Genomic DNA, 15,178 nt, shown 5'->3' on the forward strand with positions numbered 1-15,178 from the left:
CGTGAGCCGATGTGGAAGCTGCTCGCCAAGTCGCTGCTCTTGCGGCGGCCCGACTAGGAGCCACTGTGGGTCCACCGGTACGACGACGCCGCGCCCGTGGTCTTCGGTCCGTCCCGCGCTCGCTCCCGCCGCCACCGCGCCATCGGCCAGCGCGTCCACCTCGTCCCGGCTCTCCGCGGACAGACAGACCAGGACCTCGCTGGCCGACCGCGCATCGGCGACCTGCTTATCCGGCACGAAGGTCTGGTAGAAGTCGCGCCGCAGCAGCATGGCCACCTGGGTGTCACCGAGGATCAGCCCGGCGGCGTTCTCGTCGCTGAACCGCTCGTCGAAGGTGTAGCCGAGTGCCTCGAAGAAGGCCCGGGAAGCCGCCAGGTCGGCGACCGGCAGATTCACGAAGATCATCGCGTGCTTCATCGTCCCCACTCCCCTCAGGCGTCCACGGACAGCGCCCACATGACGCCGAACCGGTCGAAGAGATTGCCGTACCAGCCGCCCCACGGCGCCTGCCCGAATTCCATGGCCACCTCACCGCCGCCGGCGACGAAGGCGTCGATGATCTGCCGGGCCCGGTCGACGGACTCGGCGGTGTAGAGCAGCGAGTACGCACTGCCCCGGATCGGATAGTCGGTGCCCGGATCCATCGAGTCCGCACCGGCGATCACCCCGCCCGGTGTGGTGAGCACCGCGTGCGCCACCGTCTGCGGATCCGGCTCGAAGGGCATGTCCGGCATGTCCATGTCGCCGTAGCGCATCAGATTCAGCTCACCGCCGAGCACCTCGTGCCAGTGCTCGAAAGCCTCGGCCGCCGTTCCCGGCAGCGCGATATACGTTGCGATGGTCTCGCTCATGGTCGTCTCCTTCGTGCCGCGGCAGCGCTTGTCGTTGCCGTCATGAGTATTGACTGCCGCGGTTGCGGAAACTGATCGGTCATCGCAATTTGGAATGAAATTCAGTTATTGTTCCAATGCCGTGTCCGTCGACAGAGAGAGACCTCATGCCCGTCGCTCAACTCCGCCGCACCCTCGCCTCCACCGCCGCCGAGGTCTCCCTCGAGCTGCGAGCGGCGGTCCGGCTCGGAAGGGCCGGCGTGCTTCCCGGCCCCGGCGAACTGATCGGCGTGGCCAGGGCCGCGAGGACCGGCGGCGGGGCGGCGATCACCGAGGTCCTCGCCGCCCGCTTCGGTGACGACATCGCCCTGATCGACGACTCGACACCGCTGACCTATGCGCAGCTCGCCGAACAGAACCGGCGCTGGGTCAACGCCCTCGGCGAACTCGGCGCACACGCCGCACCCCGCCGGCTCACCATCGGGGTGATGTGCCGCAACAGTGCGCCGGTGGTCATCGCCCTGCTCGGCGCCCTCTCGTCGGACGTCCGGCTGGTCTTCCTCAACACCGACATGGGGCTGCGCCAGCTCGAGACCGTCTGCCGGCGCGAGCAGATCGACGTGATCCTGCACGACGCCGAGTTCAGCGAACGGATCGACGGCGCCGCCGGCGACTGCCGCCGGATCCTGATGAAGACCGGCGACGGGGACCCCGACCGGGAGACCTTCGCCGGGCTGCTGGCCGCCTCGAGCAGCGCGGTCCCGCCCACGGCAACCGGCACACCCGAGATGGTGATCCTCACCAGCGGCAGTTCCGGGGTGCCGCGCGGGGCGGCCCGGCGCGACTCGCAGCGGACCCTGATGTCCACCCTGGCCGGGCTGCTGGAGAAGATTCCGTTGCGGCGCAGCGACGTCATCTATCTGGCGCCGCCGGCCTTTCACGGCTGGGGCCTGATCGCCACGCTGGTCGGCCTGCTGTCCGGAGCCACTCTGGTCTTCGACGGACGCTTCGACGCCCGGCGCGCCGTCGACTCGATGCTCGAACACCGCTGCACGGTCTTCATCGCGGTGCCGACGATGCTCAAACGCGTCATGGATCTGCCTGCCCCGGTCCTCGAGCCGCTCGCCGGACGGCTGCGCATCGTCGGCTCCGGGGGCGCCCGGCTCGAACCGACTCTCGTCCGGGAGCTCACCGGGATCTTCGGTCACGTGCTGCACAACCTGTACGGCGCCACCGAGCTGTCGTACATCACCATCGCCACCCCGGACGACCTCGCCCTCGATCCCACCTGTGCCGGTTCGCCGCCGCTGGGCGTCACGGTGGCGATCCTGGTGGACGGAAGGCCCGCCGCCCCGGGCGCCTCCGGCGAGATCTACGTGCGCACCCGGGCCCAGATGTCGTCGTACACCGATGGCACCGCCAAGGAGAGCATCGGCGGCCTGACCCGCACCGGCGACACCGGCTACCTCGACCGGGACGGGCGGCTCTACGTGCAGGGCCGCGCGGACGGCATGATCGTCTCGGGCGGCGAGAACGTCTACCCCGAAGAGGTGGAGCTGGCCCTGCAGCGACATCCGCAGATCGCCGACGCGACGGTCTTCACCGTGGCCGACGAGGACTTCGGTCAGCGTCTGTCGGCGGTGGTGGCGCCCGCACCGGGCGCAGCGGTGACCGCCGAGACCGTACGCGAGTTCGTCGGCCGGGAACTGTCCCGGTCCCGGGTGCCGCGGGAGGTCTTCGTGGTCGACGAGGTGGTGCGCACCAGTACCGGAAAGGTGACCCGGGCCTGGATCGAAGCGGTGGCCGGCGGCACCGCCGGGTGAGGAATCCGGCCACGGCCCGACCCGGCACGGCGTCCGGGGACCACCCGTCTCGCCGCGGATCGCCGGAGCCTTCCGGTTTCACCTTCTCTGACACAAATCTGCGTGCTAGTGTCTTTTGAAAGAAACAAATCTGCCAATTTGTGTCAGGAGGCGTGACGATGACGGCCACGTTCGACGAATCGGTCCGCGAAGCCGAGCCCATGCCCGTCGCCGACGAGGACGTCGAGCGGGTTCATCCGCTCGGCCCCGACTCCCTGGTCTGGAAGTTCTACGGCGACAACCGCGGCCTGTTCGGATTCCAGCGGGTCGCCGGAACCGAGAACTGCATCGAACAGCTCGCGAAGGGCGTCGAAGATCATTCGGTGATCTTCTCCGACTTCGCCGGCCGGGCCCGGCGCACGGTGCCGCCGATCATGAACACCGTCTACAGCGCCGACCCGCACGCCTGGGGCCGCAGGGTGCGCGACTTCCACAAGCCGATCAAGGGCACCATCGAGTCCGACGGCTCGCGCTATCACGCGCTGAACCCGGAGCTGTTCTACTGGGCGCACGCCACCTTCGTCGACCAGGTGCTCTACACCACCGACACCTTCATCCGCCGGCTCAGCGAGTCGGAGAAGGAACAGATCTTCCAGGAGTCGAAGAACTGGTACGCCATGTACGGGGTGAGCAACCGCAACGAGCCGCAGACCTACGCCGAGTTCCGCGAGTACTGGGAATCCATGCTCGACCGGTTCGTGCCCACCAAGACCATCGTCTACGCCACCGGCTACCTCCGGAAGGGCGTCCCCGGCCCCAAGGAGATCCCGGCGCCGGTGTGGAAGGTGCTGTCCACGCCACTGAATGCGGCCTTGCGCACAGTGGTCGTCGGCACTCTGCCCCCGCAGATGCGTGATGTGTGCGAGCTGGACTGGACTCCCAAGCAGCAGAAGCGATTCGACCGCTTCACCGCGATCATGCGCGGGCTGAATCCGGTCATCAACCGTCTGCCGGTCCGATGGCTGTACACCAAGTACGCGGCGCAGGGCTGGGAACGCACGGGCGTGGACCCGCGGCGCATCCACAACGGCTGACCGCGCCGAGCACCCCAGCCCCCGAGTGCGCCGCGCCCGGTAGCCTGTCCTGCATGAATGACGGCTCCGGTGCGGCGGCCCTCGGCGATGCGGCCGACCGGCTGATCCTCGACGAGGCCGCCGGCCTCCTCGGCGGCGCACCGCCCGGCACCGTGGTGGTGATCGACGACGTCGACGGCGCCCTGACCGTCGGCGCCCTGCGGGCGGGTGCGCGCACGGTGCGCGTCCATCAGGATCTGATCACCGGCGAGCGATCACTCGCCGAGCGCGCCGGATCAGCCGGCGACACTGCGCTACTCACCTCCCCGGAGTTCACCTCGCTGCCCCTCGGCCGCGAGCTGCTCGACGGCGCCCGGGTGGTGCTGCTCCGGCTGCCGCGCTCCCTCGACCGGCTCGCCGAGGTGGCACAATTGATCGCCGCCCACAGCGCCCCCGAGGTGCGCGTCGTCGCCGGTGGCCGCATCAAGCACATGTCGGTGACCATGAACGACGTCCTGCGCGAGGTCTTCGAGCGGGTCGACGTCAGTCACGCGCGCCAGAAGTCACGCGTGCTGACCGCCTCCGGTCCGCACTCCGAGCGCTCCCGGGAACTGCTCACGCAGTGGCCGCACACCCGTCGGCACGGTGATCTGGGAACGGGGGACGCCGGACTGACGGTGGCCGCGCACGGGGGCGTGTTCGCCGGGACCGGCATCGACATCGGCACCCGCTTCCTGCTGGCGCACCTCGATCAGGCGCCGAGTGTCGGCCATGCCGTCGATCTGGCCTGCGGCAGCGGTGTGATCGCCGCTTGGCTGGCTTTGCGGGACAAGCAGATCCGAGTCGACGCCTGTGACCGCAGCGCGGCTGCAGTCCGGTCGGCGCGGGCCACGGCCGAGGCGAACGGAGTCGGCGATCGGGTGACCGTACACCGCGCCGACGGCCTCGAGCAGTTCCCGGATGGCTCGCAGGCACTGATTCTGCTGAACCCGCCGTTCCACGACGACGCCGCCGTCACCACGCACATCGCGCGAACCCTGTTCGACGACGCTGCCCGGGCGCTGGCCCCCGGCGGCCGGCTGTGGTGCGTGTGGAACTCGCATCTGCGCTACCGCAGCGCACTCGAGCGGCACGTCGGACCGACCGCTCAGATCGCCCGGAACGCCAAGTTCACCGTCACCGCCTCCACTCGCGCCTGATGGGCCACAGACCTACTGCGCCATCACATCTCGGCGGCACGGGCGGCGGTGACCAGATCCGTGACAGCCGAGCGGAGCGACGCCGGTAGCTCCTGCTCGTCCAGATCGAGGAAGCCCTGCACGATCAGATCGCGGGCGGCGTCGTCGTCCATCCCGGTGGCCATCAGGTAGTCGAGCTTGGCCGCATCGACCATGCCCACGCTGGCCTCGTGGGAGAGCTGCGCCTGGTCGGTGCGGGCCTTGAGTGCCGGCACGGAGTCGATGCAGCCGTGCGGGGAGAGCATCAGGCCGTCGCATTCGAGGAAACCGCTCACCCCGTCGGCGCTGCCGATCAGCGTGGTCTCGTTGACGATCTCGCCTCCGTCGGAGACCATCCGGGCCACCTGCTCGGACTGGGCGCCCTTCCCCTGCAGATCGATGACGCTGATCATCTCCCTGTGCGTGCCCTGCGGCGCGAAGACCACACTGTGCGCGGATTCCTTGGCGCCGGCGGCCAGTTCACTGCGGGAGACGGCCACGTGATCGGCGACCCCGGACACCGCGACGGACACACTGCTGCTGACTGCGCCCTCGTCGAGGCGGGTGGCGCTGTAGCTGTGCACATCCATCTCCCGGCCGAAGCGCTCGACGGTCAGTGACCGGAGCTGCGCATTCTTGCCGACGAAGGTCTCCGACACGGAGACGTGCTTGCCGTGGGTGAGTGCCGGGGTGACCCCGTCACCACTGAGACAGTCCACCACGGCGCCCTCGCCGATGACGGTGACATCGTGCGAGAACTGACGCTCCTGCGGAACGGTCATGAAGCTGAACGACTGCAGCGGCTTGTCGAGCTTGGCGCCGGGCTTGACCCAGGTGAAAGTTCCCAGCGGACGCAGCGTGGAGTCGAATGCCCGGCGCAGCGTCTCGTCGGAGGTCGGGTCGATCAGCGAGAACAGCAGCCCCTGCAGCCAGGGATAGGTGACGAGGGCATCGGAGATCGGCATGACGACCACCCGGTCGTCATGTGACACCGACCGCTCGTAGTGGTGGTCCACCATGATGCTGGTGGCGGCGACCTCGGTTTCGGGTGCATAACCGACGCTTGCGAGGAGGTCACCGGTGACGGAGTCCTGCCCCAGTCCGTCGATCGGTACGAGGTCGGAGATTGTGGTGGTCATGTCGTGGTACGCCTCTTCTATTGAATGGTGATCCTGTTGCGGCACAGATGGTTCGGACTGCAGACCGGGTGTTCTCACGCAGCGAAGCCGGTGCGCCGGATCTTCTCGAACATCGTGCGCGCGTCTCCGCTCTCGACCAGCCGGCCGTCGACCATCAGGTGGCCGCGGGCGGTGTCCACGTAGTCGAGGATGAAGCCGGTGTGGGTGATGACCAGTGCGCCTCGTCCACCGCCGTCCGGGGCCGGCGTGCACATGAGTTCGGAGACCGCCCGGCCGACGACCGCAACGTGCTCGAGGTCGACCCCGGATTCGGGTTCGTCGAACAGACACATGGTCGGCTGCTGCAGCAGGAGTTTGCAGACCTCCCAGCGCTTGACCTCTCCGCCGGAGAAACCGACGTTCACATCCCGCGGGATCAGGGCATCGAGCTTCAGGGTGGACGCCGCCTGTGCCAGCCGGTCATCGGCAGCCATCGCGTGGGCGAGTTTGCCGACGGTCACGCCGGGCAGCCCCGGCGGATGCTGAGTGGCGATGCCCAGGCCCAGCCGGGCGCGTTCGGTCACGTCGGCGTCGGTGATGTCGGTCCCGCGCAGCCGGACCGTTCCGGAGGCGATGGTGAACGGGCCGGTCCCCATGACGGCATTGAGCAATGACGACTTCCCGGAGGCATTGGGCCCCAGCAGGATGTGGGTCTCGCCCTCGTCGATCGTCAGGGAGACGTCGCGGCAGACGGTCTTCCCGGCCACCTCCACGGAGACCGCGTCGAGTTGCAGAAGTGGAGAATCGCTCATGTCGAGCCTCTCGATCGTCCGGCGACCGGCAGGAAAGAACTGTCAGGCCACCTGTGCCTATCTGGGGGAGGGAGATCTGATCGCCCTCCCCTTCCACCGTAGGCTTAGGTTTCCCTAACTTCGAGGACGATCAGAAAGTCAGGACCTTCGTCCCCGGCGCCGCCCGTCAGCGCGGAAGCAGCCCGTCGAGCACCACGGAGAGATACTGCTGGGCCACATCGTCGACGGTCTTCGGTCCGCCCGGGCGATACCAGCGCACCGCCACCCAGACGGTGTCGCGGAGGAAGCGGTAGACCAGATCGATGTCCAGGTCGGGCCGGAAGTCGCCTTCGGCCACACCGCGGCGCAGCACCGACTCCCAGAGTTCGCGGAATTCGGCGTTGAGCTCGTCGATGTAGGCGAAGCGCTCCTGCCCGGAGAGGTGGCGCGCCTCGTTCTGGTAGATGGCCACTGCGGTGTGCCGGGCGTCGATCGCCTCGAAGGAGGCCACCACCAGCTGCCGCAGGGTGTCGGCGGCGTTCAGGCCGGCCGCAGCGATCTCCCGGTACCGGGCGAAGAGTCCGTCGAGGAATTCGCGGAGGAGCTCGTCGACCATCGACTCCTTGGAGTCGAAGTGATGGTACAGGCTGCCGGAGAGGATGCCGGCCGTGTCGGCGATGTCGCGGACCGTGGTCGAGCGCAGTCCGCGTTCAGCGAAGAGTCCACCGGCGATCGCGAGCAGTTCGTCGCGGCGCGACGGCCCCGAACGCGGTGCGGTGACTTTGGTCTTCGACGGCACACGATCCTCCTGGTCGACTCCCGAGCCTACCAAGTGCTTGCTTTGCCCGATGCCCGGTCACCGCCGCACTTCCCCCGTCGCCGGGAGATTTCGGCACTGGAGTGCGCACCTGAGCCACACTTGAGTGCCGAAGTTCTCCGCCCATCCTCCCCGACGCACAGCACGGCGCGGCATCGCCCCGACAGCGCAGTGCCCCGGTGACCCGACGGTCACCGGGGCACTGCGGGAGGGCCGGTGATCAGCGCTTGGCGATCTTCTTCGCCGCGCGGGCGTTGACGAAGCGCCACAGCTTCAGCTGCATGTCGGTCAGCCGCACATCGCTCTTGGTGAACGGCGCACTGACGATCTCCGCGAACTTGATCGGCATGGTCGAGACGGTCACCGCCCGGGCGTGGCTGAAGGTCTCGAAGCCGAAGCGGCCGTGGTAGCTGCCCATGCCCGAGCGGCCGACCCCGCCGAACGGCAGCCCGCCGGAGAGCAGATGCAGCGCGAAGTCGTTGCCGCTGATCGAGCCGGAACGGGTGTTGTCGGCGATGTACTTCAGGTTCTCGTTGTCCTTGCCGATCCAGTACAGAGTCAGCGGATGCCCGGCGGAGTTGATCTTGTCGACGGCCTCGGACAGCTCCCGGTACGGGTAGACCGTCAGCACCGGACCGAAGACCTCGTCCTCCTCGATCTTCATACCGGCCTTGACCCCGGTGAGCACCGTCGGCGGAATCTTGCGGGCCTGGGCGTCGGGCAGCTGCTCGCCGGCCGGGATCACCTGATGCTTGGTGGCGCCGAGCTCGACGGCGTCGTCGATCAGGCCGACGATCCGGGTGTAGTTCTTCTCGTTGATGGTCGAGGTGAACTGCGGGTTGGCGGCGATCGTCGGGTAGTTCTTGGTCCACCGGGCGATGACCTTGTCGGTGAACTCGCCGACCTTGGACTCGGGGACGAAGACGTAGTCCGGGCACAGGCACACCTGGCCGCCGTTGATCATCCGGGCATCGGCCATCAGGTTGGCCGCCTCGGTGATGTCGGCGTCCACGTCGACGATCGACGGGTTCTTGCCGCCCAGCTCCAGGGTGACCGGCACTAGATTCTTGGCCGCCTCCTGCGCCACCGAGGCCCCGACCTCCGGCGAGCCGGTGAAGAACATGTGGTCCACCGGCAGTTTGGCGAAGTCGGCGCCACCGCCGTGCTTGCTGGTCACCACGGCGAGTTCTTCGATGGAGAAGTAGTCCGGAGCCACCCGGGCGATCACCTCGGTGGTCTTGGCGGTGATCGACGACGGGCGCATGAGCACCCGGTTGCCGGCGGCGAAGGCCGAGCCGGCCGGCACGAAGGTCAGCTGCAGCGGGAAGTTCCAGGGCCCCATCACGCCCACCACGCCGAGCGGGTCGTGCCGCAGCCGCTGCTTGTAGCCGAGCAGCCCCTGCACCTTGGCGACGTTGGTCTCCTTCATCCACTCGGCGGCGTGCTTGCGCTGATGGGCGAGGTCGATCATGCAGCCGGCGACGTCGGTGGCCACCGAGAGCTCCCGCGGGCGGCTGCCGAAGTCCTCGTCGAGGGCGGCGGTGATCTCGTCGGCGTTGTCCAGCAGCAGCTGGGACAGCCGGTTGATCCGGTCCATCCGGGTCTTGGCGTCGGGGATGCCGTCGCGGAGGAAGGCCGCGCGCTGGATCTCCAGGAGCTCGGTCAGGGAGTGCGACTCGGACGACACCTTGTCGCCGGCTCGCACGGTCACATCTGCAGGCTTGGTCATGGTGCGCCTCCGCTGTTCGTCGCTGATCCCACCCGAGAGACGAATTCTCGGGATTGTGTCAATATTACGCCATCCCGTGGTCCGTGTCACAGGGCGGCTCGGCTGCGAGCCTACCCTCACCCTGCAGATACCGGCAGTCCCCGACGGCCGGGAATCGTTCCGGCGCCGCGGCGGCTACGGCTCAATGCGGGGCCGGCGGTGACACGGTGCGGAAACCGATGTTGCCGGTGGAGGTGGCCGGGGTGTTGTGCGAACGCGCCGCGACCCGATAGCGCCGGCAGTACGAGTCGTGGCACAGATAGCTGCCGCCGCGGAGCACGCGCGAACGCCCGGCGTCCGGGCCCGCCGGGTCCGTCGCCGGCGGGCCCGCCGCCGCCCGCGCGTAGGTCCGGGCGCTGTACCGGTCGGCGCACCACTCCCAGACGTTGCCCACCGTCTGGAAGAGCCCGTAGCCGTTGGGCCGGAAGGTCCGCACCGGGCGGGTGCCCACCGGTTCGGTGGGCGCATCCGGGAAGCCGCCGCGGAAGATGTTGACGCGTTCGCCGGTCGGCGGCGCGTCACCCCAGGGGAAGCGCGCCCCCTCGAGGCCGCCCCGCGCCGCGTACTCCCACTGCGCCTCGGTGGGCAGCGCACGCCCGGCCCACGTGCAATAGGCCTGGGCGTCGTGCGCGCTGACATGCACGACGGGATGGTCGTGCCGATCGTCGATGCCGCTGCCCGGTCCGAACGGGGCCCGCCAGTACGCCCCGGGGACCTCCGACCACCACGGCGTCGCGGCGAGCGGGGCCTGAGGCACCTCCGGCGGCACCAGCAGACCGAAGACGGCCGATGACCCGTAACGCTGCGCGTCGGTGACATAGCCGGTCGCCGCCACGAAGGCCGCGAACTCGGCATTGGTCACCGCGGTGGCGTCGACGTCGAACGGCGAGAGCACCACCGGGTGCACGGGGACCTCGCCGTCGGCCGGGTACCCCTCCCCGACGGCGTCGCCCATGGCGAAGCCGCCGCCGGTCAGCCGGATGCGTTCTGCACCAGGAGCATCCACCGACAGATCGTCCGCAGACCGGAAATCCGCCGGCCCCGGCCCGTCGTCTCCGCGGCGGCCGGGATGGCAGCACGCCCCAGAGCCATCCGCCCCAGAGCCGTCCACCCCTTCGCTATCCATCTGTCCCGTCCATCTGCACAATCCGTCCGCAACTATCCGTCCGCACTAGCGATCCGCGTCGAGCACCCCGCGGTCGACGAGCTCGGCCACGATCTGCGCCACCAGATCGTCGATCCGGGCACCGGTGGTGTCAAATCTCAGGTCCGGATCGAGGGGCTTCTCGTAGGGGGCGTCCACCCCGGTCAGGCCGCTGAGCTGACCGCGCCGCGCCCGGGCGTAGAGGCCCTTCGGATCGCGCCGCTCGCACTCGCTGATCGGGGTGCTGACGTGCACTTCGAGGAAGTCCACCTCGGCGGCCTCGTGCAGCGTCCGGGCGATCTCCCGGTCCGAGCGCAGCGGGGAGACCATCGACGCGATCGCCACGACGCCGGCATCGGCGAACAGCCGGGCCAGGTGCCCCACCCGGCGGATGTTCTCGGCCCGGTCGCCCGGCGAGAAGCCGAGGTCGTCGGAGATGCCGTGCCGGATGTTGTCCCCGTCGAGCAGGTAGGCGACGCGGCGCCGGTTCACCAGTGCACGCTCGAGAGCCACCGCCACCGTCGACTTGCCCGAGGCGGGCAGGCCGGTGAGCCACACCGTCGCACCCCGCTGGCCCGTCTTGGTCCAGCGCTCGGAGCGGCTGAGTGCACTCGGATGCCATTTGATGTCGGTGCGTTCGGCCTTGCCCGGCACCACTTCCCGCGGTTCGAGCACGGTGCCTGCACCGACCGTCTCGTTGGTCGCCTCGTCGATCAGGATGAAACTGCCGGTGTCGCGGTGCAGCCGGTAGGGATCGGCGACGACGATCGTCGAGGTCCGCAGTTCCACGGTGCCGATGTCGTTGAGCACCAGCTCGCCGGGACCGACCACCTCGAGCAGCGACTCCGGATCCAGCCGCCGCTCGAGCGACTGGACCGTCGCCCGGACGGTGCGGGTGCCCTGCTTGAGCAGGACCCGGTCACCGGCGCGCAGCGGATGATCGGACAGCCAGCAGACGGTCGCGCTGAGTTCGCGGGCCGAGACCGGCAGATGCGCTGTGGGCCGGCCGCTGACCAGCAGATCACCGCGGGCGACGTCGATGTCGTCGGCCAGGGTGACCGAGACCGACAGCGGCGCCACCGCCGTGGTCCGCCCCTCGTCGAGGGTGTCGAGCGAGGCCACCGTGCTGGTGGAACCGGAGGGCAGCACCCGGACGGGATCGCCCACCGCGAGCGTGCCCGCGGCGAGGCGGCCGGTGTAGGTCCGCCGGTCGTCGGCCCCCGGCCGGGACACCCACTGGATCGGCAGCCTCAGCTCGTCCGGTTCCGGATCGGGTGCGTGCAGCTCCACCGCCTCCAGGTACTCCAGCAGCGTCGGACCCGTGTACCACGGGGTGTGAGCCGAGCGGTGGACCACGTTGTCACCGCTCTTGGCGGCGAGCGGGAAGGCCTCGATGCCGCCGGTGAGCCCGAGCTGGACGGCCAGCTCGTCGAGCTCGGCCTGCAGCTGGTCGAAGCGCTCCTGCGAGTAGCCGACCAGGTCGAGTTTGTTGACCGCCGCGATCACCGTCGGCACCCCGACCAGGGTCGCGATCCGCGCGTGCCGGCGGGTCTGGCGCTGCACGCCGTTGCGTGCGTCCACCAGCAGGATCGCGACATGCGCATTCGAGGCACCGGTGAAGGTGTTGCGCGTGTACCGCTCGTGGCCGGGGGTGTCGGCGAGCACGTAGTGGCGGGTCGGACTGGAGAAGAAGCGATAGGCGACGTCGATGGTGATGCCCTGCTCACGTTCGGCGCGCAGGCCGTCCGAGAGCGCCGCGAGGTCCACTTCCCCGTCCTCGGAGGTGACGCCGGCCAGATGGTCGGTCGCGAGGCTGCCGGTGTCGTGGAGCAGCCGGCCGATCAGCGTCGACTTGCCGTCGTCGACGCTGCCCGCGGTGGCGATCCGCAGGATCTGCTGGTCGTTGGTGAGCGCGGTCATCAGAAGTAGCCCTCTCGTTTGCGGTCTTCCATGGCGGCCGCCGAGGTCCGGTCATCGGCCCGGGTCTCGCCGCGCTCGGAGACGGTCGCGGCGCTGATCTCGGCGATGATCTCCGGGATGGTCGAGGCCGTCGAGCGCACCGCTCCGGTGATGGTCAGGTCGCCCACCGTGCGGTACCGGACCGATTCGGTGCTCACCTGGTCGCCGGGTCCGGGCTGCGAGTACTCCGACACGGCCAGCAGGATGCCGTCGCGATCGAAGACCTGACGCTGCGCCGCGAAGTAGATCGGCGGCAGGTCGAGGTCCTCGAGGGCGATGTACTGCCAGATGTCGGTCTCGGTCCAGTTCGACAGCGGGAACACCCGCACCGACTCGCCGCGCCGGATCCGGCCGTTGTAGAGCGACCACGGTTCGGCGCGCTGGGCGCGCGGATCCCACTGGCCGAATTCGTCGCGGAAGCTGAAGACCCGCTCCTTGGCCCGCGCCCGGTCCTCGTCCCGGCGGGCACCGCCGAACGCGGCGTCGAAGCCGTGCTCCTCGAGGGCGTCGAGCAGCACCCGCGTCTGCAGACGGTTGCGCGAGCCGCTGGGATCGTCGGATTCGGCGATCCGCCCGGACTCGATGGCCTCGGGAACCGACGCCACCAGGAGCTTGATTCCGGCGGGGTTGTCCGGAGTGGGGGCGACCCGGCGATCACGGAACTCGATGACCTCGTCGAAGTTGTGCCCGGTGTCCACGTGCAGGATCGGGAACGGCAGCGGGTGCGGGCGGAAGGCCTTCTCGGCGAGCCGGAGCAGGACGATGGAATCCTTGCCGCCGGAGAACAGCAGCACCGGCCGCTCGAGTTCGGCGACCACTTCGCGGATGATGTGCACCGCCTCGGCTTCGAGGACGCGCAGGCCGCTGACACGGTCGTTCTCGGTGATGGTCATCGTGGATATCCGTTCTTCTCGGCGTCGTGGCGGTACCGCTCGACCCACTCCCGCGATCGGCCGTTGGACTGCGGTTTGAGAGGCGGAGGCGGAGCGAGCGCGGGGTCCTGGCCGAGCAGTCCGAGGACCTCTGCGGTGACCGCGGTGGAGTCCCGGGTGAGCCGGCGGAAGCCCACTTCCACCGGGCGGATCCCCTCGGCGGCGAACCAGTGCCGCCACTGGCGCTCCTGCTCGCGCAGGATTCCGGCCAGGTGGGCGATGCCCCGCGCGTTGTATTCGGCCTGCGCATCACGCTGCGCGTCGAACTCGGAGTCGTGGCCGTCGCGCCACACGCGGGTCTGGACGGCGCGCCACATGGACACCGCCTGAGGCACCACGTCCTCGCGGTAGACGTGGACGTACAGCGGGTCGCCGCCGAGGAGTTCGGCGACTGCACCCCGGGACGACCCCGAGGCGATCCGGGTCCGCGCGACCAGGAGCGGGAACTGGTTCCACATGAGCTTGCCGCCCCAGACCCCGTTGTCCGTGCGGCCGGTCTCGAGGACGTCGCGGCGCCAGGTCTCGAAGTCACGGCTGTCGACCGTGCCGGGTTCCGAGGGGTCGAGCAGCGCCAGGATCTCCGGGTCGTCGACGCCGGCGAACCACTCGCGCGGCTGCGGCGCCAGCGACGACGACGAGAAGTACTGGAAGAACTCCTTCGGGCGTCCGGCGACACCGGTCGAGGCCAGCGACTCGACGAGGAGCGTGCTGCCGCTGCGCTGGGTGGCGCAGACCAGGTAGCTGTTCGGAGTAGTCACCGGGCCAGCGTAGGTCCGCGAAACCGGCCTCGCTGACCTGCTGTTTTTCCGTCTTACAGCGGAAAACTCTTGACGCGGACCAGCGGCTGTGCGTGCCGCGGCGGCACTGCGTCAGGGCTGCCCGTAGCCGTCCGCGAGCTCACGATCCTCACCCAGCGGACGCCGTGACGGGAGCGCTTCCCGGTCCGGGCCCGCTTCCTGCGCGTTTGCGAAGAATTCCGCCATGAAGCGGTCCGCGATCGCCGTTCCCTGCGCCTCGGTGGGCAGCTGGTCACCGGTGGCCTCCCGCCAGCGGTGGAGGCGCTCGCGCAGCGACTCGCGCACCTGAGCGTGCTCGGGATCGTCGATCAGATTTTTTTGTTCAGTCTGATCGAATCTCAGGTCGTAGAGCTCCGCCGGCGCGCGCCGGGCGGTTTCCCGCCGCGGATCGAGGGATCGGGCCGACAGACTGTCGGCGATGTCCAGCGGCAGCAGCAGTTCGGGCCGGTCGGCGTAGTTCTCGATGTAGCTGTATCGCTTGGTGCGCACGGCGCGGATCGGGTCGTAGGCGTCGTGGTACGTCTTCTCGGTGAACACCGCATCCCGGACGGGTGCGGCGTCCTCGTCGACGAGCGCGTCGGCGTGCGACTCGCCGTCCATGTCCTGCGGAACGGGCAGTCCCAGCAGGTCGAGCACCGTGGGCGTCAGATCGACGCCGGAGAAGAGCTCGTCGTAGATCCGCGGCGGCAGGTGCCGCCGGGCGGGCGGGCGCACCACGAGTGCGATCCCGGTGCCCTCGGCGTAGAGCGTGGACTTGGCCCGGGGAAAGGCGAGTCCGTGGTCGGTGGTGACGATGATCCAGGTGTTCTCCCCCAGGCCCAGCTCGTCGACCGTCGCGACCAGCCGGCCCACCGCGGCATCGGCTTTGGCGATGCTCCCGTGCAGTCCGCTCAGGTCCGCGCGGACGTCGTCGCTGTCCGGCAGGAAGTC

14 protein-coding genes are annotated in these 15,178 nt (G+C 69.2%); 3 read left to right on the top strand and 11 right to left on the bottom strand.

Annotated features, from left to right (window positions below; genetic code table 11):
• Both ACJMNC_RS14180 and ACJMNC_RS14185 read right to left on the bottom strand, forming a co-directional pair.
• Nucleotides 1–417: VOC family protein (locus ACJMNC_RS14180; RefSeq protein WP_408948608.1), on the bottom strand; the 417-nt coding region annotated here is incomplete at its 3' end.
• A gap of 14 nt (nucleotides 418–431) precedes the next feature.
• Nucleotides 432–851 carry a VOC family protein gene (locus ACJMNC_RS14185; protein WP_408948609.1) on the bottom strand — a complete coding sequence of 140 codons (420 nt, stop codon included), beginning with the start codon at nucleotides 849–851 and terminating at the stop codon, nucleotides 432–434.
• A gap of 146 nt (nucleotides 852–997) precedes the next feature.
• On the opposite strand from ACJMNC_RS14185, the gene ACJMNC_RS14190 reads away from it, so the two are divergent.
• The 3 genes from ACJMNC_RS14190 to ACJMNC_RS14200 all read left to right on the top strand — a co-directional run bounded on the left by ACJMNC_RS14190 (nucleotide 998) and on the right by ACJMNC_RS14200 (nucleotide 4,904).
• Nucleotides 998–2,653 (top strand): AMP-binding protein, encoded by a 1,656-nt coding sequence (locus ACJMNC_RS14190; RefSeq protein WP_408948610.1) that lies wholly within the window; start codon nucleotides 998–1,000, stop codon nucleotides 2,651–2,653.
• Nucleotides 2,654–2,811: 158 nt separating this feature from the next.
• Nucleotides 2,812–3,726, top strand: a complete 915-nt coding sequence (locus ACJMNC_RS14195) for an oxygenase MpaB family protein (protein ID WP_408948611.1) — start codon at nucleotides 2,812–2,814, stop codon at nucleotides 3,724–3,726.
• Nucleotides 3,727–3,779: 53 nt separating this feature from the next.
• The gene (locus tag ACJMNC_RS14200; protein ID WP_408948612.1) at nucleotides 3,780–4,904 is read left to right on the top strand and encodes a class I SAM-dependent methyltransferase; all 1,125 of its coding nucleotides are present in this window, start codon (nucleotides 3,780–3,782) and stop codon (nucleotides 4,902–4,904) included.
• A 23-nt stretch (nucleotides 4,905–4,927) separates the two neighbouring features.
• Here the strand turns inward: ACJMNC_RS14200 and ACJMNC_RS14205 are convergent, their stop codons facing one another.
• The 9 genes from ACJMNC_RS14205 to ACJMNC_RS14245 all read right to left on the bottom strand — a co-directional run.
• Nucleotides 4,928–6,061, bottom strand: coding sequence for a SufD family Fe-S cluster assembly protein (locus ACJMNC_RS14205; protein ID WP_408948613.1), 1,134 nt, complete (start codon nucleotides 6,059–6,061; stop codon nucleotides 4,928–4,930).
• 74 nt (nucleotides 6,062–6,135) lie between these two features.
• A complete protein-coding gene (locus ACJMNC_RS14210; RefSeq protein WP_408948614.1) occupies nucleotides 6,136–6,852 on the bottom strand; it encodes an ABC transporter ATP-binding protein in 717 nt (238 codons plus the stop codon).
• 166 nt (nucleotides 6,853–7,018) lie between these two features.
• Nucleotides 7,019–7,630, bottom strand: a complete 612-nt coding sequence (locus ACJMNC_RS14215; RefSeq protein WP_408948615.1) for a TetR family transcriptional regulator — start codon at nucleotides 7,628–7,630, stop codon at nucleotides 7,019–7,021.
• Between the two features lie 238 nt (nucleotides 7,631–7,868).
• On the bottom strand, nucleotides 7,869–9,377 hold the full coding sequence (locus tag ACJMNC_RS14220) for an aldehyde dehydrogenase family protein (RefSeq protein ID WP_408948616.1): 1,509 nt from the start codon (nucleotides 9,375–9,377) through the stop codon (nucleotides 7,869–7,871).
• A gap of 181 nt (nucleotides 9,378–9,558) precedes the next feature.
• On the bottom strand, nucleotides 9,559–10,422 hold the full coding sequence (locus tag ACJMNC_RS14225) for a formylglycine-generating enzyme family protein (RefSeq protein ID WP_408948617.1): 864 nt from the start codon (nucleotides 10,420–10,422) through the stop codon (nucleotides 9,559–9,561).
• 165 nt (nucleotides 10,423–10,587) lie between these two features.
• Nucleotides 10,588–12,480: an adenylyl-sulfate kinase gene (cysC, locus tag ACJMNC_RS14230; protein ID WP_408948618.1), complete on the bottom strand. Its 1,893-nt coding sequence runs from the start codon at nucleotides 12,478–12,480 to the stop codon at nucleotides 10,588–10,590.
• Nucleotides 12,480–13,412, bottom strand: a complete 933-nt coding sequence (cysD, locus tag ACJMNC_RS14235; RefSeq protein ID WP_408948619.1) for a sulfate adenylyltransferase subunit CysD — start codon at nucleotides 13,410–13,412, stop codon at nucleotides 12,480–12,482. Before cysD ends, cysC begins: the two co-directional genes overlap by 1 nt.
• Nucleotides 13,409–14,209 carry a trehalose 2-sulfotransferase gene (stf0, locus tag ACJMNC_RS14240; RefSeq protein WP_408948620.1) on the bottom strand — a complete coding sequence of 267 codons (801 nt, stop codon included), beginning with the start codon at nucleotides 14,207–14,209 and terminating at the stop codon, nucleotides 13,409–13,411. The genes cysD and stf0 overlap by 4 nt, the downstream gene beginning before the upstream one ends.
• Nucleotides 14,210–14,320: 111 nt before the next feature.
• The coding region (locus ACJMNC_RS14245; RefSeq protein ID WP_408948621.1) for a sulfatase/phosphatase domain-containing protein at nucleotides 14,321–15,178 on the bottom strand (858 nt) is incomplete at its 5' end.

This window comes from Gordonia sp. VNK21, assembly GCF_046098115.1.
Lineage (GTDB): Bacteria > Actinomycetota > Actinomycetes > Mycobacteriales > Mycobacteriaceae > Gordonia.

What these genes read in the sequence shown, in the direction of transcription:
- ACJMNC_RS14185 (WP_408948609.1), bottom strand. Translation starts at nt 851, where the DNA reads ATGAGCGAGACCATCGCAACGTATATCGCGCTGCCGGGAACGGCGGCC.
- ACJMNC_RS14190 (WP_408948610.1), top strand. Translation starts at nt 998, where the DNA reads ATGCCCGTCGCTCAACTCCGCCGCACCCTCGCCTCCACCGCCGCCGAG.
- ACJMNC_RS14195 (WP_408948611.1), top strand. Translation starts at nt 2,812, where the DNA reads ATGACGGCCACGTTCGACGAATCGGTCCGCGAAGCCGAGCCCATGCCC.
- ACJMNC_RS14200 (WP_408948612.1), top strand. Translation starts at nt 3,780, where the DNA reads ATGAATGACGGCTCCGGTGCGGCGGCCCTCGGCGATGCGGCCGACCGG.
- ACJMNC_RS14205 (WP_408948613.1), bottom strand. Translation starts at nt 6,061, where the DNA reads ATGACCACCACAATCTCCGACCTCGTACCGATCGACGGACTGGGGCAG.
- ACJMNC_RS14210 (WP_408948614.1), bottom strand. Translation starts at nt 6,852, where the DNA reads ATGAGCGATTCTCCACTTCTGCAACTCGACGCGGTCTCCGTGGAGGTG.
- ACJMNC_RS14220 (WP_408948616.1), bottom strand. Translation starts at nt 9,377, where the DNA reads ATGACCAAGCCTGCAGATGTGACCGTGCGAGCCGGCGACAAGGTGTCG.
- cysC (WP_408948618.1), bottom strand. Translation starts at nt 12,480, where the DNA reads ATGACCGCGCTCACCAACGACCAGCAGATCCTGCGGATCGCCACCGCG.
- cysD (WP_408948619.1), bottom strand. Translation starts at nt 13,412, where the DNA reads ATGACCATCACCGAGAACGACCGTGTCAGCGGCCTGCGCGTCCTCGAA.